We start from the raw sequence: 22,692 nt of genomic DNA, 5'->3' as shown, positions 1-22,692 counted from the left end.
GCAAAGGAAAGGTATGAGCAATAACCAAGAAAGTAAGTCCACTACGGACTCTAAGCGGCGTGCGCCTTCACAGTCGTATAAGCACGCCCACATCGAACATGAACGACCGAAGCTCACGCAAGCAGAAGATTCGGTAAAAGGGTCTGCAAAACGGCGGAGTTCTCATCGTCGCCAGAGTTCACCATCAATTCGGGAGGGAGCATTCTCTTCGCGCAATGAAGTATCGGGTATTTTGTCTCCCAAAAAAGATCCTAAGGCACAACTTAAGGTAATTCCCTTAGGAGGGCTCGACGCAATCGGCAAGAACATGACCGTTTTCGAATGCGGAAACGACATGATACTTGATGATGCAGGCATTATGTTTCCCGACGATGACCATCCCGGTATTGATCTTATTTTGCCTGATTACACCTATGTTCTTGAGAACGCCGACAAACTGCGCGGCATCGTCATTACGCACGGACATGAAGATCACACCGGGTCGCTGCCATATTTGATGAAGGATCTCGACTGCGAGGTACCGATTTATGCTACTAAGCTCACACTCGGTTTAATCGAAGGCAAATTTGCCGAGCATAAGATCAAAAATGCGAAGCTTATCGAAATTAAGCCCGGTCAGCGCATTAAGCTTGGCTTCTTCACGTGTGACTTCTTTTCGGTTAACCATTCCATTCCTGGTGCTGTCGGTATCTTTTTCCAAACGCCGGCAGCTAATGTACTGCATACGGGTGACTTTAAACTCGACCAGACACCGATTGATGGCATTACGACCGATTTTGGCGCGCTGTCTCGTGCGAGCGAAGTGGGCGTCGACCTTATGATGAGCGACTCCACGAATGCAAATGTGCCGGCTTTCACACCGAGCGAGGCTGAAGTTGGCAAGGTGCTGCGCGATATCATCAGACATGCAAAGGGCCGCGTGATCATTGCGAGCTTTGCAAGCCATATTCATCGCATGCAGCAAATTTGTGATGCCGCTGTTGAAGCGGGACGCAAGGTGGTTGTTACCGGGCGTTCAATGGTGCAGAACACCGATATCGCGCGCCGGCTCGGGTATCTCGATGTACGCGATTCTGACATCATTGATGCGTACGATCTCAAGGGTATTCCACCCGAGAAAGTCGTTGTCATGTGTACCGGGTCGCAGGGCGAGCCCCTTTCTGCCTTAGCGCGCATTGCGGCGGGAGAGCACAAAACCATCTCTATCGAAGCGGGCGACACTGTTATCATCAGCGCAACTCCGGTACCGGGCAACGAAAAGGCGGTAACGCGCGTTGTTAACCTGCTTGCCAAGGTTGGAGCCGATGTCTACGACAAAAACCGTGCGCGCGTTCATGTTTCAGGGCATGCGGGCGCTGAAGAATTAAAAATCATGCTTTCTATCGTGAAGCCACGTGCCTTCATGCCGGTTCATGGTGAAGCGGCACATCTGCGGGCTCATGCTCAATTGGGACGTGCGGTAGGCATTGATCCTGACAAGATATTCATTCTCGAAAATGGTGAATCACTTGTGCTATCAGGGGGCAATGTACGCGAAGGCGACCCTGTACAAAGCGGTATTGTTTTCGTTGATGGTCTGTCAGTTGGTGATACGAGTCAGGATGTCCTCGACGAACGTAGCGCTCTGGTTGAACAGGGAATTGCTACAATTGCCTGCGCTATCGATCGGTCTTCTGGTTCGGTTCGTGGTAGTGTACAGGTGCAGATGCGTGGCATTACTGGTGGCGACGATGCCTATTTGGCGGAGGATGCAGCCACTACTGTCAAGCGGGCGCTTGAGAAGGTTATTACCGACGGGTCACGTAAGCGGCGCGATTATGAAAAGGCCTGTCGTCAGGCACTTCAGTCCTTTATGTGGGAAAGTATTAAACAGCGTCCAATGGTTATCGTTAACCTGATTGAACTGTAAATAAGAGCATTAAACAATACGTAGGGGAGAACGGGTGCTGCACATGGCGGCACCGTGGATAAAGGAGCAGGGTTTGGCTCGTTCAGCCAAGGGAAAAGCAGCCGCGCGCAAGAATACACGGACAGCTTCTCGTCAACCGCGTAAGGCTCAATCAGCTAGTCGGGCCGCACGCGTTGGCGATGTCGATCATCTTCTTGATGAAAAGTCGCGCCGTGATATAGCGGGCGTTATTTGTGCGGTTGCGGGTATTGTCCTGTTTTTGGCAGCCTGTTTACCATCGAACGGCCTGGTGACTGAATGGCTTTCCAATATGCTCCATATTGGATTAGGTATCGGCGCTTTTCTACTGCCAATTGTTCTTCTGCTTATCGCAGCGGTGCTTTTTATCGGACGCGTGGGCGAAAAAATGAGCGTACGCGTTGCGCTTGGCCTTATTATCCTCTTTTTCTCGTTGCTGACGTTGTTTGCTGTCTTTACGCCGAATGTTGCATCGTCGTCTTCTGATGTGCTCTTTCAGGAGAGGCATCTTATCGCCCAAGGCGGCTATGCCGGCGCGCTGATCGCGTGGGTTCTTTTAACGCTCTTCGGGCAGCAAGCAGCCGCCGTGGTGGCTATTGGGGCCATACTCATCGCGCTTATCGTTATTGGGTTTTCCGTTAATGGCTTGGTTGAAAAAGTACGATCGATGCGTCAACAGAAAGTTGCTGAAGAGCAGGCGGAAAATAAAAATGCATCAGCCAATGGCATGGAACCGTATCAGACGCGTACGCGCAAGGTACGCCGTGCTGCCAACAGCGCAGGGGCAACCGGGCAGCAAAAAGGTGAAGATGCCATGCCAACGGCACGTATTGTGCGCGGTCGCGCTTCTGCTGCTTCGCCAACCGAACCGCTCTCTCCGCTTTCGCGCGCTGCTGCCGCTGTCGGGCGTTCTGACACCCAGGCGCTTACCCGAACATTAGGCAAAAAGAAAAGCGCCAGCAAATCGGCGGGAGGTCAATCGACACCTGCTCGCAGTGCTGGTGCTGTTCCACATCCGTCAGAGGGTTTCGAGCTTCCCGCGGCAAGTTTGCTCATGCGAAAAGACCCCCGAACGTCAGATGGTGAAGGGGAAGAAACCCTGCGCCAGACAGCGCAGTTATTGCAAGATACGCTTGCTGATTTTGGCGTGGACGTTTCGGTTGAAGGGTGGGCTGCTGGCCCAACGGTCACCCTCTTTAAGGTGGCGCTTCCTTCTGGTGTGCGCGTCAGTCGTGTTACGGGCCTTACCGATGACATTGCACTCGCTATGGCATCGCAGGGTGTGCGCATCTTTTCACCTGTTCCCGGCACAAATTACGTTGGCATTGAAGTGCCCAATGTCAATCGACGTACCGTCTTTTTGGGTGATGTGCTTGATGTGGCTGGTGCTGGTCCACTGCAGGTAGCTATCGGAGAAGATGTCGAAGGGCACCCCATCGTCAACGACCTTGCAAAGATGCCGCACTTGCTGGTAGCTGGCACCACCGGGTCAGGTAAATCGGTTGCCATCAACGGCATGATCATGTCGATCCTGATGCGTGCGACACCAGCTGAGGTGCGCTTCATTATGATCGACCCGAAACGCGTTGAATTTACCCCGTATAACGGCATTCCCCATCTCTATGTACCCGTTGTAACCGAATGCAAAGAGGCCGCCAGCGCCCTTTCTTGGGCAGTTGCAGAAATGGAGCGGCGTCTTAAGCTTTTCTCAAAGGTGGGTGCGCGCAATATCGCTCAGTACAACTCAAAAGCGCAGAATGGCATGATGATCGGCGATGAGGCTGCTGAAGAAATACCCTATATTGTCATTGTGATCGACGAGTTGGCTGACCTCATGATGAACGTAGGCAAAGAAGTTGAATTCAGCATTAGTCGGTTGGCTCAGTTGGCGCGTGCTGCGGGTATCCATATGATTATCGCCACGCAGCGGCCTTCTACCAATGTCGTGACGGGCCTTATTAAGGCGAATATCACAAACCGCATGGCGTTAACGGTGGCTTCTGGTATCGATTCGCGCGTTATTCTTGATGCAACAGGTGCTGAAAACCTTATCGGCAATGGCGATATGCTCTACGGCAAGCCCGAATATCCCAAACCGCAGCGCTTGCAGGGCTGCTTTACGTCGAACAAAGAAATCGAATCGGTGGTCGATCATCTGAAGGCGCAGGGTGAACCTGAATACCATCAAGAGATCCTGCAAACTAATGTCATGTCTATTGGTGATACGATGCCCGATGGGTCAGGTGGTCGGAGCAGTTCCGACGATCCGCTTATTTGGGATGCTGCTGAAATCGTGGTTAATTCTGGTTTTGGTTCGACCTCTAATATACAGCGTCGACTGAAAGTTGGTTATTCGCGAGCAGGGCGTATAATGGATATGTTGGAAGAAAAGGGTATTGTGGGGCCGCCCAATGGCAGCAAACCCCGTGAGGTACTCGTTGACACAATGGAATTGGAAACCCTCAAGGCATTTGAAATGAACGATGAGGATTCCGGAGAGTAGACAGTAGATGGACGAGATCGGCTTTGGCGAGATACTACGCCAGACACGTGAACGCAAGGGCCTCGGCCTCAACGCCACGGCGCGCCGCTTGCGCATCCGCCCTGATATCTTGCGTGCTATCGAGGATGGTAATTTTGCTGCGATGCCGCCACGTGGATATACTCGCAATATGGTAAACGGATATGCACGCTATCTTGGTTTAAATCCAACTGAGATAACCGGGATGTTTATCGAAGAACTTTACGCCTATCAAGCGAGCCTTTCGCAGCAACATCGACGGAGTTCAGGCATCGATATGCCTGACGATGTCGAGTCTTCACGTCTCTCGCGTCGTTCTTCTTCTCGTCTTTCACGGACGCAAGGGCGCACCGATCATACATCGTCACGAACTGGTCGTAGCCGTTCTGAAGGTGCTGCGAGTCAAACTCACCGCACGCGGCAAAACGGATCCTATGTCGGTGGTCTGACGGGGGCAGATACCTACATAACCCAGAATTCACGGAGCACTCGACGGTTCAGTGACGAGTCGTCAGAACGAGGAGAAGGCGGCTTCTTGAGTCGTATTCCTTTTGTGGCGAGCCAGTATACGGGTGCCTCATCGATATCGTCTAATACGTCAGCACGCAGCATTGCTCCCTTTATTATCGGCGCGGCGGTACTCCTGCTGATCGTGGTACTGATCTGGTTATTTTTCTTCCATGGCCGCGGGCAATCTTCCAATACTGCTGTGGAAACCATGCCGGTTACCACCGTTTCTCAGTCGCAATCGAGCGATACGTCTTCAGATTCCGAGGCAGAAAGCAATCAAACAGGTACAACGTCGTCTGAAAGCGCTCCTGACCATGGAACATTTGAATACACGATTGCTCAGGGCTCTTCAACCTACCTTGAGATATATGTCGATGGTACTCGGCAGACCGCTGGTGATGTAAACGGCCCGGCTTCTGGATCGTATGATTTTACGGATTCGCTCAAATTGGTTTGCTCAGAGCGGAAGGCGATATCCGTTAAAATCAATGGTGAAGCGGTGACGCTTGAAGAAAATGCAAAAGGTATTGTAAATACCACCTATCGCTTTAGCGATATCTTGGCTGAGTGGGAGAAGACGCACTCTTCTGGACGGGCGACTTCAACAGCAACCTCAGCATCGTCGTGACGCTGCTATAACGGACAAACTATCGTCTCGTTAATGCATCTCAGTGAGGTTATCTACAACGCCACTATTTTCTGAGGTAAGGGTTGATAGCTTTGTTTACGTGCGCACTATGCCCGAATGCGCGTGCTTCATCTGTCGAATTATCGCAATGACATAAGCGATTCATGCGCTGCGATAGCCATCTGCTACGATAGACCAATAGCATAATAGTAGTTGAGACTGATGAGTGCCTTGTCGGTTCGAATAAAGGGGGCGTTATGGCAAAGGAATCAAGCTTTGATATCGTGTCGATCATTGACTTACAAGAAGTTGATAATGCTTATGGCCAAGCAAAGAAAGAAATAACACAGCGCTACGACCTCAAGGATTCGGGGTCAACTATCGCGTTCGATAAGCAGACAGCGACACTCACTATTACGGCGCCCAGTGATTTCGTAGCTGGACAGGTTCAGGACATCATTACCAGCAAGCTGTCTCGACGCGGCATTGATCTTGCTGCGGTGAAATGGGGATCATCAGAATCAGCGTCAGGTGGGTCGGTGCGTCGCAGCGGTAAGCTCATCGAAGGCATTGATCGTGAGTGTGCGCAAGCGATTAATAAAGATATCAAAGCGCAAAAATTTAAGGCAAAAGTGCAAATCGAAGGTGACAAACTGCGGATAAGCAGCGCTTCACGCGATACCTTGCAGGAAGTTATTGCTTTTGTGAAATCAAACGATTACGGACAACCCCTGCAGTTTTCGAACTATCGCTAAGACTTGCAGGAGATACCATCCATGCAAGAAATAACAGCAGGTACAGATACCCGTAGCAGTCAGGCTGATAAAGGTGTTCAGGGTAATTTGAACGCTGCAACTGCTCCAAACAAGTCGATACACAAAGATGTTTGGGGAACTTCTCGCATACCCAATGCCTGCATCATCACGATGGGATGCGCAAAAAACGAAGTTGATTCAGCCAAGATGCGCGGCCAACTCCAAGAAGGTGGTTGGTCTGTTATTAACGACCCTACCGCAGCTGATGTGATTATCGTCAATACCTGCTCATTCATACAAGCAGCCACTGAAGAAAGTCTTGAAACTATTTTCGAGGTTGCTGATCTGAAACGTGTCCGTTCAGGGCAAGCGAAGATTGTCGTTGCTGGCTGCATGCCAGCACGCTATGGGGATGATCTTTCCGATTCTCTTACTGAAGCAAGTCGGTTTGTTCCCTGCAGTAAAGAAGATGATATTCTTTCGGTTGTCGACGAGCTGATAGATCGACCGAAATCGTCGTATGCGCCGGGTGCTTCATCCATTCCCGTTGTCGCTTCTTCCGATCCGCTGTACAGCGCCTATGTCAAGATATCGGATGGATGTGACCGCTTTTGCAGCTACTGCACTATTCCTTTTATTCGTGGTCGCTATCATAGTTTTACCTTTGAGGTAATCGAGGCAGAAGTAACGCGTTGTATCGATTCGGGTGCACGTGAAATTGTTCTTATTGCTCAAGATACCGGACGATGGGGACAGGATTTTGACCAGCCTTCAACACTAGCTTGCTTGATGGCTCGTCTTGCCGAGCTACATCCTGACACGTGGTTTCGCGTGATGTATCTGCAACCTGAAGGGGTAACTGACGAACTTCTTGCTGCTATGGCATCGCACGATAATATTTGCTCTTACCTGGATATTCCTTTTCAGCATGCCGACGAGCGTCTTTTGACCTCGATGAATCGGCGGGGGAGTCGCGCTGGGTATCAAACGCTTATCGAGCACGTACGTTCTTGTGTGCCGGGTATTACCCTGCGCACCACCATGATCGCTGGTTACCCGGGTGAACGCGACGAAGACTTTGAAGAAATGCTTGAATTCATCGACGAAGCAGATCTCGACTATGTTGGTGTGTTTGCGTACTCGCAGGAAGAGGGAACGCGAGCCGCGCGGCTTTCTGACCAGGTTGACGAAGCCATCAAACAAGAGCGCGCACAGCGCCTGCGTGATGTGGCTGATGCTCATTCGCAGATGCGAGTTGCCAAGCGCATTGGAAGCACGATGGATGTCTTAGTGCTTGGCTGTGAAGAAGACGGACGACTTATTGGTCGAGCGCAGTGTCAAGCGCCAGATGTTGATGGTGTCGTCTACCTTGATCACGGGCAGGTGGGTGAGATCGTTCAGGTGGATATTACCGATACGTTCCTCTATGAAATGGAGGGCGAATGTCATGTCTAAGCGCAGCGACGAAGTAGATACACTCTGGACACCAGCCAATAAGGTAACACTGCTGAGAATCTTGCTGATACCGGTATTTGTTGTTGCTATTGTGAGTCCTTGGCCCGATTGGCTTAATGCGTGGCCTGATGCAGCGACTTGGAAACCATGGGTTGCAGCTGGTGTGTTCGCTCTTATATCTGTGACCGATTCAATCGACGGATACCTCGCACGCAGTCGCAATGAGGTTACGGCACTCGGTAAATTTATGGATCCGCTCGCAGATAAGATACTTGTCGCTGCAGCCTTGCTTGCTCTGATAGAGCTGGGATCACTGCCGTCGTGGCCAGCGCTTATCATTTTGGCGCGGGAATTTATTGTATCCGGTATTCGTATGGTGGCTGCCAGCAGGGGCGTAGTTATTGCAGCAAGCTGGTATGGGAAGGCAAAAACTGTCCTGCAAATTGTGGCTATTCTTCTTTTCATTATTAAAAGCAGTCAGCCTATTGCCAGCAGCACCGCTTTCTATGTGCTGTCGTGGACGGTGATGGTGGCGGCATTGATTTTGACGATTGTATCAATGCTCGATTACCTGATGAAAGCAGTGGAAGTCATGGGCTTTACAGCGGCTACTACAACAGAAGAAGTCACGTCATTAGGGTCTGGTACTGAATCTGTTTCTTTTGATGCGGCGTGCGATACCAGCAAAATAACCTATACTGCAGGCAGTATAGGTGAAAGTGATCAGGCAAACAAAACCGCTGATAGTACGGATAATCGGAACAAGACAACCGATACTGCAGGCAGTATAGATGAAAACGACATTCTCGTTCCCGCTTGTTTTGAAGAACAGATCACCCACCTTGCTACGCAGGTTATTAGACTTGCGGGGAATCACGTGCAGCTTGCAACGGCTGAAAGTTGTACGGGTGGGCTTATTGGTGCTGCTCTTACATCTATTCCAGGCTCTTCCGCGTCGGTTGTTGGTGGGGCAATCACCTATTCAAACGAAATGAAACAACAACTGCTTGGCGTCAAAGCTGCCACTCTTGTCGAATATGGGGCAGTCAGCCGCGAAGTAGCCTGTCAAATGGCATCTGGTGCGCGCACGCAAATGGGTGCCGATATTGCTGTTTCAGTTACTGGCATCGCTGGGCCAGGTGGTGCGGTAAAAGGCAAGCCAGTGGGAACCGTTTGGCTTGCGCTTGCGCAGGCAGACGGGGTTCAAGCGTACGAGGAACATTTCAAGGGCACTCGCGCCGAGGTACGGGCACAAACCGTTATTCGGGCACTCCAATTAATAGAAGCAGCACTCAGTCAGTAGTTTCAGGTTTATGAGTTTGTGACTCAGTTGGCTCGGTTAACGCATCATGGGCGCCAGACTTTTGACACATAACTGCCAACGTTAACAGGTACTATGAGTTCCGATAAGATTTCTTGACACACAAACGGATGTTCGTATAATTAAGAACGGCCTCAACCGGACGTGAAGGGGAAGAAATGGCTCAGTCCAACGAAAAAGAAAAGATGCTCAAGATCACTACCGATCAAATAGAGCAGCGATTCGGTCGCGGCACCATCATGAAACTCGGTGAAAATGATCATAGCCTTGAAGTGGGCGTTATTCCTACTGGTGCATTACCGCTCGATGCAGCGCTTGGCATTGGGGGTGTACCACGTGGACGCATCATTGAAATCTACGGCCCAGAATCAAGTGGTAAGACAACCTTAGCGCTTCATATTCTTGCAGAAGCCCAGGCACTTGGCGGTATTGCCGCATTTATTGATGCCGAACATGCACTTGACCCGGTCTATGCAGCTCGTCTTGGCGTTGATGTTGACGATCTATTGATCAGTCAGCCTGATACCGGTGAGCAAGCGCTTGAAATATGCGACATGCTCGTGCGCAGCGGTGCGATCGATTGTGTGATTATCGACTCGGTAGCAGCGTTGGTTCCCCGCGCCGAAATCGAAGGCGAGATTGGGGAAACAACCGTCGGTCTTCAGGCGCGTCTTATGAGTCAAGCACTGCGTAAGCTTGCTGGATCACTTTCACGATCCAATACAACCTGTATTTTCATCAATCAATTACGTGAAAAAATTGGCATTATGTTTGGCAATCCCGAAACTACAACCGGCGGTCGTGCGCTTAAGTTCTTCAGTAGTGTACGCATTGATGTTCGTCGGTGTGACTACGTCAAACTTAATGGCGAAACGATCGGTAACCGCGTGCGGGCAAAGGTGGTAAAGAATAAAGTTGCACCACCATTTCGTCAGGCCGAATTTGATCTGATATACGGTGAAGGCATCTCAAAAACTGGCTGCATCTTAGATATGGCTGTTGAGTGTGGTATCGCTAAGAAAAGTGGTGCCTGGTACACGTATGGTGAAGAGCGTCTTGGCCAAGGTCGTGAAGCCGCAAAACACACGCTTGAAGAACATCCTGATTTACGCGAGGAAATTGAAGCGAAGGTGCGCGAAGAGTATGAGATTGCGCTTCCCGACCAGGTTGCTTCAGCCGAGGTAACCCCCGTGCCAAAGCCGACGAAAAAGCGGTAAATTCCTCAAATGGACGTTAATCAGTTCAACTCGGCGTTTGCCTGCTTCGACCCTGACGAGCACTGTACTCGACAGCGAAAAAATAGTAGTCGTCGGAGTAATCGCCGACGGTCTGGCTCTCGTCGGGCACGGTATGCGCATACTGCAAACGGGAGTATTCGTGCTACCAGATTCTCTTCGAGTGATCAGGACAATCTTGATTCGAATGATACGTCACCCACACAGCCGACTAAACCAGCTTTCGATCGTATTGTGCAGCTCTGTACTTTGCGCGATCGATCCTGTTTTGAATTGCGCGAGCGCTTGAAACGTGACGGCTACGATACCGAAGATATAGAAGCTGCACTGGCACGTTGTTGTGCCTGTGGATTGGTTAATGACATACGGTTTGCGGAATCCTATATACGTGCCCATGTGGCCCAAGGAAAAGGCTCACGCACGATCGCACAGTTTCTTGCCATGCAGGATATAGCCGTCGAGAGTCTTAAGGGATGGCCTGATGCGTTTGGATTGTCGTCAGAAGATCAAATGAAACGGGCGTATCAGCTTCTCTGTACGCGTCCACCACATGCACGAGATATGCGTCAAGCCGCTTGGCGCAAACTCATTTCACGCGGATTTCCACCGGATGCGGCTGCTCGAGCGGTTCGCCAGTGGGCGAATGAAGCATTGTATTCAGAAAGCTCTAACTCTGTGACAAGTTCAAACTAACGCAACGAAAAGAGTGCTTTCTAGTGATATTGCAGCTTTTCAGTGTTTGCTTTGAATACCAGCCGTTCAACTCGTATTATGTAAACACGTGAGAAATTATGCCCTCGAGGCATCCCATATAGGCAAAACTGCATAGGGTCGCATCATTATTGCAACGGCATCTGTTCTCATGGTCGCCAGCGAGGCTATACCCTTGTTGGCTTGTGAACTTACGAGTATGGAAGGGGAGAGCGGATGTCTGAAATCATCCTCATTGTTGCAATTGTTATTGCGATTGCGGCAATTGTGGCCGTCATCGTCATGCGCCAAAGCACCCAAAAGTCACAGCATCGTTCTGAAGAAGAAGCACGTACGCTCTTAGAAGATGCACGACGACAAGCAGACGCGCTTCGACGTGAAGCTGAAATCGAAGCAAAGGACGAGGCGTTAAAACTCCGACAGTCGGTCGAATTAGAAAAGGCCGATCGCCTTAAGGAAGTGCGTGCAGCAGAAGACCGCCTAAACCAACGTGAAAAATCACTTGACCACCGAAGCGATTCGCTTGATGCACGAGAACATCAGCTTTCAAGCATGCAAGGTCAGGTGGAAAAGCGTAATCGCGATTTACAGGAAAGCGAACGCGAACTTCAACAACGTCGCGATAACCTCGATGAAGAATATGAGCAAGTTAATCGTAAGCTCGAATCTGTTGCGGGTATGACTGCTGACGAAGCGAAAGATGAATTGCTCAATAATCTTAAGGACGGACTCGCTCATGAGTCTGCTGCCATCATCCGTGAATCGGAGGCGCGCACAAAAGCAGAAGCTGATAAGACAGCTCGTGAAATCCTTTCACTTGCTATTCAACGCGTTGCTGCTGACCATGCTGCCGAGGTAACAGTGTCGACAATTCACATCCCCTCTGATGAACTCAAGGGTCGCATTATTGGGCGTGAAGGACGCAATATTCGTTCATTCGAGCAACTCACAGGCACTAATCTCATTATTGATGACACCCCAGAATGTGTGACTATCAGCTGTTTCGACCCGGTACGGCGTGAAATTGGCCGCGTAACGATGGAAAACCTTGTCGCCGATGGTCGTATTCATCCAGCTCGTATCGAAGAAATGTTTAAGAAGGCTGAAAAGCTTGTTGACCAGCGTGTCCAAGAAGCGGGAGAGCAAGCGGCATTCGACACAGGTATGCACGATCTTCATCCTGAACTCGTCCATACGCTCGGACGTTTACGCTATCGTACAAGCTACGGACAGAATGTCCTCAACCATAGTCTTGAGGTTGCCTATATTGCTGGCGTGATCGCTTCTGAACTTGGTATTGATCCCATTACGGCGAAGCGCGCAGGACTTTTGCATGACATCGGCAAAGCGGTCGACCATGAAGTTGAGGGCGGTCATGCGGTTATTGGTGCTGATTTAGCTCGACGCTTCGGTGAACGTCCCGAGATCGTACATGCTATTGAAGCTCATCATAACGACGTCGAACCGAATAGCGTGCTGGATGTCATTATTCAAGCGGCTGACGCTGTTTCAGCAGCCCGTCCTGGTGCTCGTAAAGAAACGCTCGACGCGTACGTTAAGCGTCTCGAAAAGCTTGAGGAAATCGCCAATGCGCACAAAGGTGTTGAGCGCACCTATGCTATTCAGGCTGGTCGTGAAGTGCGTGTTATGGTTAAACCTGAAGAAGTTGACGAAGCCGCTACCACCGTACTTGCTCACGATATCGCGCAGCAGATCGAAAATGAAATGCAGTATCCCGGCCAGGTGAAGGTCGTGGTTATTCGCGAGAGTCGTGCAGTCGACATCGCAAAGTAGCCACTATGTCTGAATCTGATCTCTCAGATTTTATTGAAGCGGTAACGGGCGATACCCACTTGCGGGTCGAAGATGATCTTGGATGTGGTTTCGTCCGTCTCCGTTCTGCTGAAGCTGAGCGTCGTCAAGCCAAGCATGACATCCGTGGTACGGAAGATATTGTCATCGAAATGCTGCGCAATGCGCGTGATGCGCACGCCAAGCTGATCTTTGTTGCCATCTCACGCACTGAATCAACGCGTCGCATTACGATGATTGACGACGGCGATGGGGTGCCTGACGAACTCCAAGAAACAATCTTTGAAGCACGCGTCACAAGTAAGCTTGATAGCGTTCACATGGATACTTGGGGCATTCACGGACGCGGTATGGCGCTCTATGCCATCAAAATGAATGCGGCACAGGCATTTGTTGCAGCATCAACGCTTGCCGGCGGTTCTTCATTTGTTGTTGAAACTGATCTTGGAAACCTTCCTGAAAAACGCGATCAAAGTGCCCATCCGCAGTTTTCTTTTACGGAATCTGGAACACTAACGGTGCGCGGTCCCAAGAACATCAATCGAGTCATCGCTGAATTTGCATATCTCGACCGTGCCGCCTGTTCAGTCTATGCTGGCTCACCCATCGAGATCGCTGCGACGCTCTGGCAGTATGGTCGTGCCGTGCTCTCGCAAAATACGATTGCCTTTTGCTCTGATGCACAGACTATTGCACCTGCTCAACGTCTTGCGTGCGCGGCAGAGCCGGAAGAGTTTGCTGAAATTGCACGTACTATCGGTCTGGAGCTGTCTTCTCGCAGCGCACGGCGCATTATGGATGGCGAAGTACAGCCGCTTCTTCCTGTGCTGGATACCATTAGCATTGAACGCAGTGATGGTGTGGCTCCTCAAAAGAAAACGGGTAGTTCTCATCAGAGGAAACCCAAAATCACTCCCGCTACGGTGCTCGCTGCGGGCGATGAACGCCACCTGCGGCTTTCTGCTGATGATAAGAGTCGTTTCAAAGAAGCCTTACTTCGCGCTTGGGCGCCGCTCGCGCGCGCGTATTATCTCGATCCGAATATTGGCATTGATATTAAGGTAAAAGGCGATCGCATCGAAGCTTCTTTTCCTGTGATACTCCAGTAGTCAGAACAGTTAGTTCAAAACCGCGGTCACGAGTAAAAGCTTCTTCTCCCGTCGTACTACAGGAGGGTTTGCACCGACTTGAATCACCAAACATGTCAGCATCTAAAGTCACGCGAAACTACATGAATGGTGATGCGGTGAGGGTTGCACATAGTTGAGCCACTTAATTGCGCTCGTGTTGTCACCTCGATAGAATATCAACGAAGAGCAAAATCATATCCTATGCGTTTCTATGCGCCTATATCATTTCTGAAGGAGTACGCGTGCCGCAGCCCTTGGAAGACTCTCGTCAGACGGGCTTTCTCAAAGTCTCGTCTAAATCTTCTCCCGCGTCAGTGGCAGGAGCAATTGCTGGCATGGTCAAAGATGATGTGTCGGTTGAAATACAGTCGGTTGGCGCTGGAGCGGTTAATCAGGCGGTTAAAGCAATTGCTATTTCGCGGGGCTTTTTATCGCCTATTGGCATTGAAATTGCCTGTATACCAAGCTTTGCTGATATCGTTATCGACGGTGAATATCGCACTGCCATTAAATTCACGGTTCTACCATTAGATAATCAGGCAGTACAACTATCTCTTGATCTTACTCAATAAGGATTCTCTATTCATGTTCGAAAATACTACGTTTTCCATTACCACCTTTGGCTGTCAGATGAATAAACACGATTCGGAGCGGATCGCTGGCCTGCTAGAATCGCTTGGCTCTATTGCGGTGTCTTCGCCGGCCGAAGCTGATTTTTCCATTTTCATGACCTGTTGCGTACGTGAAAAGGCAGATGAACGCCTGATGGGTCAAGTGGCAACCATGAAAAATGATGCGCCGCGCAAAGGAAGTCCTTTTGGTCGGCGCTTTGTTGCAATTGGCGGTTGCATCGGTCAGCGTGACGGCGAAAAACTCCTCACTCAGTTAGACAATGTTGATGTTGTTTTCGGCACACATAACATGGAAACGCTTCCGCAACTTCTTGAGTCAGCGATTGAGAAAGGCTCGCGGCGCGCTGAGATTATTGATGGGCGAGCGGAATTTCACGATGAGCTGCCTGAAGATCGCGAGCATCCCTGGGCGGCATGGCTTCCGATAACGGTTGGCTGTAATAACTTCTGTACGTTTTGCATTGTGCCCTACGTGCGCGGTCGTGAAATAAGTCGACCGCTTGACGAAATTGCTGATCAGGCACGTGCCTATGTGCAGCAAGGCGTCAAAGAAATTACGTTGCTTGGGCAGAATGTTAACTCCTATGGCCGCGATCTCTATGGGTCGCCGCGGTTCGATGCAGTTCTTGATGCTGTTGCCGCTTCGGGTATTGAGCGCATTCGGTTTGCAACGAGCCATCCAAAAGATTTAACCGATGGCGTTATCGAGCGCTTTGCCACGCTGCCCAACCTTATGCCAGCTCTTCATCTTCCGGCGCAAAGTGGCTCTAATCGCATTCTTGCCGCCATGAATCGTCGCTATACCATAGAGCACTACGAGGGACTTATCGAAAAGTTACGTGTGGTACGACCCTATATTGCCTTGTCAACCGATATTATCGTTGGCTTTCCTGGCGAGACCGAGGACGATTTTGAACAGACCTGTGAATTAGTCAAACGGGTTGGATATAACCAGGTATTCACCTTTATATACAGCCGTCGTGACGGAACTCCTGCAGCACGCTTGCCTGATGATACGCCGCGTTCGGTTATTCAAGAGCGCTTTGATCGGTTGGTTAGTATTGTTCGAGAGGGGGCGCTTGCACGCAATCGTTTGTCGCTTGATCGCACGATGCCTGTTTTAATTGAAGGAATAAGCAAACGCAATGCGTCGATGATGGCAGGAAAAAGCCCTTATAACCAAACGGTGCATCTTCCCCTTCCGGCGGGTACTTCCTTGCAGCAGTGGGAAGGCACCATTGTTACTGCGCATATTGAAGAAGCACGCACGTGGTATCTACGGGGAAGTATGCAGTCGTGACTCAAAACACGCTTGCATCGCACAGACCGCATCCTCTGGTCATCTGCGGTCCAACTGCTTCAGGTAAAACTGATCTTGCACAGGCGGTGGCACAAGCTATTTCAGGAGCGGTCTTAAGCGCCGATAGCATGCAGGTGTATCGCGGTATGGATATTGGAACAGGAAAGTTACCGCCAGCCGAACGTGTTGTTGATCATTATGGATTTGACCTTGTTGATCCTGGTGAGCCGTTTTCAGCTGCTATATTTCAGACCTATGGCCGGTCCATTATCGATGAACTTGCGCAAGAAAATCGCCCCTGTGTACTGTGTGGTGGGACTGGTTTTTATATTCGTGCCGTTATTGATAACTATACCTTTCCCGCGGGTGAGCAAGTTAATAATCCAATACGTGATACGTATCTGGCGCTATGGCAGGCAGAAGGCAGTCAAGCATTGTGGCAACGTCTTTTTGTGCGCGATCCCGATTCGGCGCGGGTCATTCATCCACATGATACAAAGCGCGTTATCCGCGCATTTGAATTGCTTGATCAGGGTACGTCGTATGCGTATCAGCGGCAAAAACTTGCAACCATTGATGAATTTTATACAGCAACCCATATTGGTATTGCTATTGATCCTGATGTTCTGCGACAGCGCATTGATCAGCGGGTCGATACGATGATAGAAGCAGGTCTTGTTGATGAGGTGTCTGGGCTGCTTGATGCCGGTTTTCGCAGTGGTATTACTGCTCCTCAGGCAATTGGCTATAAAGAAATAGTGGCCTTTCTTGATGGACTCTGTACGCTTGATGAGGCTATTGAAAAGATTAAAACAGCGACAAAGCAATATGCCAAACGGCAACGCACCTGGTTTCGCAAAGACACGCGCATTCATTGGATTGATGGTACTAATAGAGCTGTGTCAGACATACTTGCCCAGGCACTTGCTATCTGTACGGTATAGAGATGTTCACTTTCGATAAAGGAACGTTTCATATGCTATGTAGGCATCTGAAAAGTTGTTCTATGCTGTGGTTTGTCTACCAAATAAATAATCGATGCAGCAAAAGGAGATACCCATTCTTTCCCTGAGGAATACGGGTATCAATTTAACTTTGTATTGCACGTAAATACACCCTTTTGATGGGGCACTAGTTGGATACGCGTCTTGTATCTATTTTCTTGAAAACTTGTAGGGTAGGGGCTCGCTTAGCGTATCGGTCTGAAGAGTGCCACAACCTTGCCGACAATCGTGCAATCCCGAACAATAATCGGTTCCATCGATGAATTTTCAGGCTGAAGCCGTATATGGTCTGCCTCGCGATAGAAGCGTTTAACGGTGGCGCCGTCATCGATAAGTGCAACAACAATTTCGCCATTTACTGCGGTGGGTTGTTCCTTTACTACAAGATAATCGCCGTCATTGATACCGGCTTCAATCATTGATTCGCCGTGAACGGAAAGAAGAAATGAAGCAGCATCGCCGACAATTTCCGTTGGAAGTGAAATATGATCGGTAATGTTTTCTTCAGCTAGTATCGGTTCTCCTGCAGCTACATCGCCCACTAAGGGCAACGTAACAACGTTGTAGGGGGTGTCGACCAGCGCAGAAGGTTGTCCCATAGATTCCGCAGCAGCACCTGTGAGGGTAATAGAGCGCGATTTCAGCGGATCACGATTAATAAGCCCCTTTTCTTCGAGAGCACGAAGATGCACATGAACGGTAGAAGGGGAGCGCAGGCCTAATTTATTGCAGACCTCGCGCACGGTTGGACCGTATCCCTTTTCTTCAATAAATTCTTCAATGCAAGAAAGTACCTGTTGCTGGCGTTTTGTCAGATCGTTCATGTTCATTTCCTTTTTACGAACAAATGTTTGATTTTTCATTGACAAGAACTTTTGTTCGATTTAGAGTATACACGAACAGAAGTTCTTATCAAGTCAGAAGGAGCGAAAATGAACGGATCACAGCGTGACTACCGAGTGATGGGTTCCTCAGCACTGGTTGCTGCTCATAAAGCACCGACGGTATCCGTTATCGATTTCGCCCAGGCACAGCGCACATTTGCGCAAGCAGAACAGTTGTATGAACCAGCCATATCTGACATTTTATACAGCAAAGTTATGCGCTTTATCGATACCACCCAGCGTCTTTTTTATCAGGCTGTTGACTTCGTTCGGACAAGCGATATCGCCGCCGATATTAAGAAGCATGATTTAAGTGGCTATGGCTATCGTGAAAAACCGTCATTGTTCACAAATGTTGGTGCCGCTGCGGTCTATGTTCTTATTGCCGCTGGTGCACTGATTGCTATTCTCTAAGTACAGCAAATCATATCTAACCAGTTGTATCAGCTCGCATAAACGTGATGTTATAATGCATGCCGTCTCACAAACCGAGAGGACTGACATGCGTTGCCCTTCATGTGGAAACACTGATTCAAAAGTAGTTGATTCTCGACCTTCAGAGGATGGGGCTTCTATACGCCGTCGTCGCGAATGCCTTTCATGTGGTCGTCGTTTTACTACCTACGAACGGCTCGGTGAAAATCCCCTTATCGTTTTGAAGTCCGATGGCTCATCTGAGGTATATCATCGCGATAAAATTCTTCATGGTGTGTATATTGCTTGCGCGAAGCGTCATATTGCCCCTGAACAGGTAAATGATCTTGTTGATGACCTCGAAGCAGAATTGCGTAACAGCAATCGCACTGAAATCCAGTCAAAAGAACTTGGCGATATGGTTCTTGCGCGTCTTGCTGATCTTGATGAGGTTGCTTACATCAGATTTGCAAGCGTGTATAAAGATTTCAAAACGGTCGATGAGTTTGCTAAAGCCTTGAAAGGTCTCTAGTTTATGGATACCACTCAAATCCCTTTGCCGATTAAAAAGTTAACGGCCGAAGCTGTTATACCGCATGCTGCGTATGCCGGTGATGCTGGTATCGATTTGCGCGCTTCAGCTCCGCTTACACTTCAACCATTCGAACGAGCTCTTATCCCAACAGGACTTGCTGTTGCAATACCTCATGGGTATGCCGGTTTTGTTCTTCCACGAAGTGGATCCGCCATTAAACATGGTTTGTCACTAGTTAATACGCCCGGACTTATTGATAGCGGCTATCGTGGTGAACTGAAGTGTATCGCTATCAATCTTGATCCTCATACACCAATTAACATACAGGTTGGAGATCGCATCGCTCAGTTGGTTATCATGAAAGTTGAGTCTCCAACAATTATCGAGACAGACGAACTCGATGAAACTGAACGCGGGACGGGTGGATTTGGTAGTAGTGGCCTCAATTAGACTAACTGAGTATCATAAAAGTGTAAAAGTAGGCCTTAAAACGGCTTAGAATGCGTATAACCAGTTCAAAAGCTATTTTTAATCCATTAATTACGTTAATCTGCGCCATATCCGCTGTTTTATGAACCGATATTGGCTTATACGTGTCTTTGTAGAACAAAACCGGTTCTCTGAGTGTATAGATGAAAACAGTAGCCTTTGAAATCCGAAGGCGTTCCAATAAGCAGTGGTCATGGCTTAAACAACACCAGACAGCGAGATAGCGTAGAAATAATTTTGCACGTTGAACTGATAGCTAACGAGCAATAAAACGTACAAGCAATTTAAACGTTTAACGCAAGCACGGATAGACAATAAAATTCTTACGTAAAAGACTTAGCATCCGTATGAGTAATAGCGTTAGCATGACGTTACTTAAATAATTGATAATATATGTTATGTAAACTAAAGAATGAGATATTGAATTTGGACAGAGCACCTACTAGTGAGATATAGCGTATGGTAGTAATACCCTATACCGCTGCGAGACATCCTTCTCTGTTGTTATATAGCTCGCATATTCTTTAGTTCGTAGACGTTGGATATGGCCGTTTAAACTAAGCCAGTTGGCAGACATTCCGCAATAGATTAGGTAGACATCGCTTTGACAGCATGCGCTGCTGGTTCTGTTGTTGCGTATGAAGTGTATTGATCAACTTATACAGACTCTGGAAAATGCGGTCTGATACTTACTTCACCAGAAGCAAGTCGATCAATTGATCCGTCGCTAAAACGCAAACATAACCGAAGGTCGGCATCAATATCAATGACGTGTGCGACTTTCCCATCATGTACTCCACTAACAACGGTAACCTCATGCCCTACAAGAAATGAACGTTGTCGGTACTCATCAACAATCGCAGATAAATCGTCCATCTGATAAAGAGCAACAAGCTCTTTGATAAGCGTTGCAGCTAGCGTATTACGTCCTTGCCAGCGAACTTGTTGCCATAGCGCACCAGCACGATTGCTATAGGCTAATGGAAACCCACCAAGAGGTTCGTACGCATTGATGCCAATGCCGACAATCGCAAACGTAAGACTGCCACTTTCAAGGTCAGAAACCGCCTCGGTAAGAATACCGCAAACCTTTTTCTGTCCAAGATAAATGTCATTTACCCATTTTATTTGGGGCTGATCAGGCAATCCATTCACTGAATCAATAGCTCTACAAACGGCAACAGCTGCCGCAGCCGTGATAAAGCCCGCTTGATCAAGCGGACAGTTTGGACGCAATACGAGACTCAGATAGACACCCGCATCTCCCAGGGAAAAGAACGGGCGCCCTCTCCTGCCACGACCAGCTGTTTGTTTGGCAGCTATAACACAGGTAAAAGGTGCCGCTCCTGCCTCTGCAAGTTTTCGGGCATCATCATTGGTGCTTGTTGTCTGCTGGAGTACGTGTAGCTGTGTCTGCGTCGTGCTGTGTGGATCAAGTAACCCGACAATACCGTCTTTTGTCATAAGGTCACAGGGGTTAGCAAGTCGATAACCTCTATTGCGAACTGCTTCAATTGTAAGACCTTCTGCTTCAAGCAGTTTAATGGCCTTCCAAACAGCCGCTCGAGTAACCTGGCATGATGCAGCAAGTTCTTCGCCTGATACCCACCCATCGTGTACGCGTGTGCAGGAACTTTGAGCGAGAATGACACGCACTTGTTCCTTAAGAGCGGATGTGTGCGTTGTGTTCGGTGCTGTGCTCACTGAAGGACCTGACGAATCGCACCTTCAAGTGTATCGAGTAGAGTAAGCGCTTCAGATTGTGACGAAGCCTTACCAAACAGATACGCCTTTATTTTTGGTTCGGTACCACTAGGTCGGATAATGACCTTACACCCTTCATCAATACGAAATTCAAGCACATCAGCCTGTGGAAGATCGGCAACCCCCTGCTGATAATCGATGTATTCCCTCACTGGCCACGTGGCAATATTTTTGAAGGGATGTGATCGCAAACGTTCAATCAGTTGTGCCATTTCCTGAGCACCGGCAGCACCTTCAAACGCAATGCTGATGGTGCGATTTTCGTAGAACCCATAACGTTGATACAACGATTCCAGCGCTTCTGAAAGGCTCTTCCCTCTCCCCTTCCAGAATTGTGCCATCTGACAGATAAACATGCAGGTAGAAACCGCATCTTTATCACGCACTAACTGCGTGCCAAGGTAGCCATAACTCTCTTCAAAACCAAGTATGAAGCGATCTAATTCGTCCACAGCCTCAAGGCGATTCATCACGGTGCCAATATATTTGAATCCGGTCAGTGTCCGAATGACTGTTGCACCATAATCGGCAGCAATAGCATCGAGTAGCGCAGTTGATACGATAGTACTGACAACAACTGGCTTTTCGGGAAGGATACCCGCTTCTTTACGCGCTCGACAGAGATAGTCAAACAGAAGAACACCCATTTCATTCCCTGAAATGAGGTCATAATCGTTGTTTTTACCTCGACAGGCAACTCCAACTCTATCGGCATCTGGATCGGTCGCTAAAAGGAGATCCGAACCAGTTTGACGGGCAAGCGCAATGCCCATTTCGAGGGCTTGGCGCACTTCGGGATTTGGATATGGACAGGTTGGAAAAGTGCCATCGGGATTGCGCTGTTCGGGCACAATGTGTACGTCGTCAATGTCAAGACGATCGAATACCTTACTCACCAATTCCAAACCAGAACCGCAGAGCGGTGTATAGGTTACACGTAAGGTTGAAGGATTTTCAGGCGAAATTGGATCAGACATACGTGCTGCGAGTGTTGCATCAAGAAAGTTATCAAGTACTGCATCAGGAACAAACGTTATCAGGCCTTGCGAAACGAAATCGTCTAAGTTGCCGTCTTGTACGTCGTCAAATGCATCAATGTGATCGATAGCGGCAGAAATTTCTGCAGACGTATCGCTTGTCATCTGACAGCCATCAGCGCCATAGACCTTATATCCATTGTAGGGAGCAGGATTATGGCTTGCCGTCAGCACAATACCTGCTGTTGCCTCTAAAAAGCGCACGGCATAGCTTAAAGCAGGTACTGGTTCAATACGTGGAAACATACGCACGGCAATGCCATTTGCTGCCAGTACGCAAGCGGCACGGCGCGCGAAAAGCTCCCCTTTTAGACGGCTGTCACGAGCGATAACGACACAGGGTGTCGCATCTTTAACCGTTGCATTGAGGTAATTCGCCAGCCCTTGGGTCGCTTTACCCACCGTATAGATATTCATGCGATTGGTTCCAGCGCCAATAATGCCGCGTAAGCCTGCCGTACCAAACGAAAGATTTTGGAAAAACGCGTCAGCAAGTGCTTGATCATGAGTACCATCAAGCAGTTCATCAAGTTCACGGATAATGTCGCTATCCTTAGCACACTCGCGCCATCGGAGCGCTTCACACTTGATTTCATTCATGTTGGCCTCTTTCAGCATGCGTATAGGC

Annotated in this window: 19 protein-coding genes; 16 read left to right on the top strand and 3 right to left on the bottom strand. The window is 49.1% G+C overall.

The window, feature by feature from the left end:
* Positions 1-13 precede the first annotated feature (13 nt).
* From CCUR_RS03740 to miaA, 13 genes are all read left to right on the top strand, one after another.
* Entirely contained in the window at positions 14-1,909 is a 1,896-nt protein-coding gene (locus CCUR_RS03740; protein ID WP_012803148.1) for a ribonuclease J, read from the top strand.
* A gap of 73 nt (positions 1,910-1,982) precedes the next feature.
* A complete protein-coding gene (locus CCUR_RS03735; RefSeq protein ID WP_012803147.1) occupies positions 1,983-4,430 on the top strand; it encodes an FtsK/SpoIIIE family DNA translocase in 2,448 nt (815 codons plus the stop codon).
* Between the two features lie 7 nt (positions 4,431-4,437).
* Positions 4,438-5,586, top strand: coding sequence for a helix-turn-helix domain-containing protein (locus CCUR_RS03730; protein WP_012803146.1), 1,149 nt, complete (start codon positions 4,438-4,440; stop codon positions 5,584-5,586).
* Between the two features lie 257 nt (positions 5,587-5,843).
* Positions 5,844-6,341 (top strand): YajQ family cyclic di-GMP-binding protein, encoded by a 498-nt coding sequence (locus CCUR_RS03725; RefSeq protein WP_012803145.1) that lies wholly within the window; start codon positions 5,844-5,846, stop codon positions 6,339-6,341.
* A 21-nt stretch (positions 6,342-6,362) separates the two neighbouring features.
* Entirely contained in the window at positions 6,363-7,796 is a 1,434-nt protein-coding gene (rimO, locus tag CCUR_RS03720) for a 30S ribosomal protein S12 methylthiotransferase RimO (RefSeq protein ID WP_012803144.1), read from the top strand.
* Positions 7,789-9,099 (top strand): CDP-diacylglycerol--glycerol-3-phosphate 3-phosphatidyltransferase, encoded by a 1,311-nt coding sequence (pgsA, locus tag CCUR_RS07625; protein ID WP_012803143.1) that lies wholly within the window; start codon positions 7,789-7,791, stop codon positions 9,097-9,099. Before rimO ends, pgsA begins: the two co-directional genes overlap by 8 nt.
* Before the next feature lie 176 nt (positions 9,100-9,275).
* On the top strand, positions 9,276-10,334 hold the full coding sequence (recA, locus tag CCUR_RS03710) for a recombinase RecA (protein ID WP_012803142.1): 1,059 nt from the start codon (positions 9,276-9,278) through the stop codon (positions 10,332-10,334).
* A gap of 9 nt (positions 10,335-10,343) precedes the next feature.
* On the top strand, positions 10,344-11,045 hold the full coding sequence (locus CCUR_RS03705; protein ID WP_012803141.1) for a regulatory protein RecX: 702 nt from the start codon (positions 10,344-10,346) through the stop codon (positions 11,043-11,045).
* 234 nt (positions 11,046-11,279) lie between these two features.
* The gene (gene rny, locus CCUR_RS03700; RefSeq protein WP_012803140.1) at positions 11,280-12,857 is read left to right on the top strand and encodes a ribonuclease Y; all 1,578 of its coding nucleotides are present in this window, start codon (positions 11,280-11,282) and stop codon (positions 12,855-12,857) included.
* Between the two features lie 5 nt (positions 12,858-12,862).
* Positions 12,863-13,984 carry an ATP-binding protein gene (locus tag CCUR_RS03695; protein WP_012803139.1) on the top strand — a complete coding sequence of 374 codons (1,122 nt, stop codon included), beginning with the start codon at positions 12,863-12,865 and terminating at the stop codon, positions 13,982-13,984.
* A gap of 263 nt (positions 13,985-14,247) precedes the next feature.
* Positions 14,248-14,577 (top strand): stage V sporulation protein S, encoded by a 330-nt coding sequence (locus CCUR_RS03690; RefSeq protein WP_012803138.1) that lies wholly within the window; start codon positions 14,248-14,250, stop codon positions 14,575-14,577.
* A gap of 13 nt (positions 14,578-14,590) precedes the next feature.
* Positions 14,591-15,937 carry a tRNA (N6-isopentenyl adenosine(37)-C2)-methylthiotransferase MiaB gene (gene miaB, locus CCUR_RS03685; RefSeq protein WP_012803137.1) on the top strand — a complete coding sequence of 449 codons (1,347 nt, stop codon included), beginning with the start codon at positions 14,591-14,593 and terminating at the stop codon, positions 15,935-15,937.
* Positions 15,934-16,881: a tRNA (adenosine(37)-N6)-dimethylallyltransferase MiaA gene (miaA, locus tag CCUR_RS03680; protein WP_041225548.1), complete on the top strand. Its 948-nt coding sequence runs from the start codon at positions 15,934-15,936 to the stop codon at positions 16,879-16,881. The genes miaB and miaA overlap by 4 nt, the downstream gene beginning before the upstream one ends.
* Positions 16,882-17,126: 245 nt before the next feature.
* On the opposite strand, the gene lexA is transcribed toward miaA, so the two are convergent.
* The gene (gene lexA / locus CCUR_RS03675; protein ID WP_012803135.1) at positions 17,127-17,765 is read right to left on the bottom strand and encodes a transcriptional repressor LexA; all 639 of its coding nucleotides are present in this window, start codon (positions 17,763-17,765) and stop codon (positions 17,127-17,129) included.
* Between the two features lie 108 nt (positions 17,766-17,873).
* Here lexA and CCUR_RS03670 point away from each other — a divergent pair, with 108 nt between their 5' ends.
* From CCUR_RS03670 to dut, 3 genes are all read left to right on the top strand, one after another.
* Positions 17,874-18,239 (top strand): hypothetical protein, encoded by a 366-nt coding sequence (locus CCUR_RS03670; protein ID WP_012803134.1) that lies wholly within the window; start codon positions 17,874-17,876, stop codon positions 18,237-18,239.
* Positions 18,240-18,327: 88 nt separating this feature from the next.
* Complete coding sequence (nrdR, locus tag CCUR_RS03665; protein ID WP_012803133.1) at positions 18,328-18,771, top strand: transcriptional regulator NrdR; 444 nt, start codon at positions 18,328-18,330, stop codon at positions 18,769-18,771.
* A 3-nt stretch (positions 18,772-18,774) separates the two neighbouring features.
* Positions 18,775-19,224 (top strand): dUTP diphosphatase, encoded by a 450-nt coding sequence (gene dut / locus CCUR_RS03660; protein WP_012803132.1) that lies wholly within the window; start codon positions 18,775-18,777, stop codon positions 19,222-19,224.
* A 696-nt stretch (positions 19,225-19,920) separates the two neighbouring features.
* Here dut and CCUR_RS03655 read toward each other — a convergent pair.
* Positions 19,921-20,919, bottom strand: coding sequence for a biotin--[acetyl-CoA-carboxylase] ligase (locus tag CCUR_RS03655; protein WP_012803131.1), 999 nt, complete (start codon positions 20,917-20,919; stop codon positions 19,921-19,923).
* 44 nt (positions 20,920-20,963) lie between these two features.
* On the bottom strand, positions 20,964-22,664 hold the full coding sequence (locus tag CCUR_RS03650; RefSeq protein WP_012803130.1) for a phospho-sugar mutase: 1,701 nt from the start codon (positions 22,662-22,664) through the stop codon (positions 20,964-20,966).
* Between the last annotated feature and the right edge of the window lie 28 nt (positions 22,665-22,692).

Origin of the sequence: Cryptobacterium curtum DSM 15641 (assembly GCF_000023845.1) — a bacterium.
Taxonomy (GTDB): Bacteria; Actinomycetota; Coriobacteriia; order Coriobacteriales; family Eggerthellaceae; genus Cryptobacterium; species Cryptobacterium curtum.
Note: the sequence above shows the minus strand (reverse complement) of the source record. Positions and strands in the feature narration are given on the sequence as shown.

What these genes read in the sequence shown, in the direction of transcription:
- CCUR_RS03725 (WP_012803145.1), top strand. Translation starts at nt 5,844, where the DNA reads ATGGCAAAGGAATCAAGCTTTGATATCGTGTCGATCATTGACTTACAA.
- lexA (WP_012803135.1), bottom strand. Translation starts at nt 17,765, where the DNA reads ATGAACGATCTGACAAAACGCCAGCAACAGGTACTTTCTTGCATTGAA.
- nrdR (WP_012803133.1), top strand. Translation starts at nt 18,328, where the DNA reads ATGCGTTGCCCTTCATGTGGAAACACTGATTCAAAAGTAGTTGATTCT.
- miaB (WP_012803137.1), top strand. Translation starts at nt 14,591, where the DNA reads ATGTTCGAAAATACTACGTTTTCCATTACCACCTTTGGCTGTCAGATG.
- rimO (WP_012803144.1), top strand. Translation starts at nt 6,363, where the DNA reads ATGCAAGAAATAACAGCAGGTACAGATACCCGTAGCAGTCAGGCTGAT.
- pgsA (WP_012803143.1), top strand. Translation starts at nt 7,789, where the DNA reads ATGTCTAAGCGCAGCGACGAAGTAGATACACTCTGGACACCAGCCAAT.
- dut (WP_012803132.1), top strand. Translation starts at nt 18,775, where the DNA reads ATGGATACCACTCAAATCCCTTTGCCGATTAAAAAGTTAACGGCCGAA.
- recA (WP_012803142.1), top strand. Translation starts at nt 9,276, where the DNA reads ATGGCTCAGTCCAACGAAAAAGAAAAGATGCTCAAGATCACTACCGAT.
- CCUR_RS03740 (WP_012803148.1), top strand. Translation starts at nt 14, where the DNA reads ATGAGCAATAACCAAGAAAGTAAGTCCACTACGGACTCTAAGCGGCGT.
- CCUR_RS03730 (WP_012803146.1), top strand. Translation starts at nt 4,438, where the DNA reads ATGGACGAGATCGGCTTTGGCGAGATACTACGCCAGACACGTGAACGC.
- CCUR_RS03705 (WP_012803141.1), top strand. Translation starts at nt 10,344, where the DNA reads ATGGACGTTAATCAGTTCAACTCGGCGTTTGCCTGCTTCGACCCTGAC.
- rny (WP_012803140.1), top strand. Translation starts at nt 11,280, where the DNA reads ATGTCTGAAATCATCCTCATTGTTGCAATTGTTATTGCGATTGCGGCA.
- CCUR_RS03695 (WP_012803139.1), top strand. Translation starts at nt 12,863, where the DNA reads ATGTCTGAATCTGATCTCTCAGATTTTATTGAAGCGGTAACGGGCGAT.
- CCUR_RS03650 (WP_012803130.1), bottom strand. Translation starts at nt 22,664, where the DNA reads ATGAATGAAATCAAGTGTGAAGCGCTCCGATGGCGCGAGTGTGCTAAG.
- CCUR_RS03670 (WP_012803134.1), top strand. Translation starts at nt 17,874, where the DNA reads ATGAACGGATCACAGCGTGACTACCGAGTGATGGGTTCCTCAGCACTG.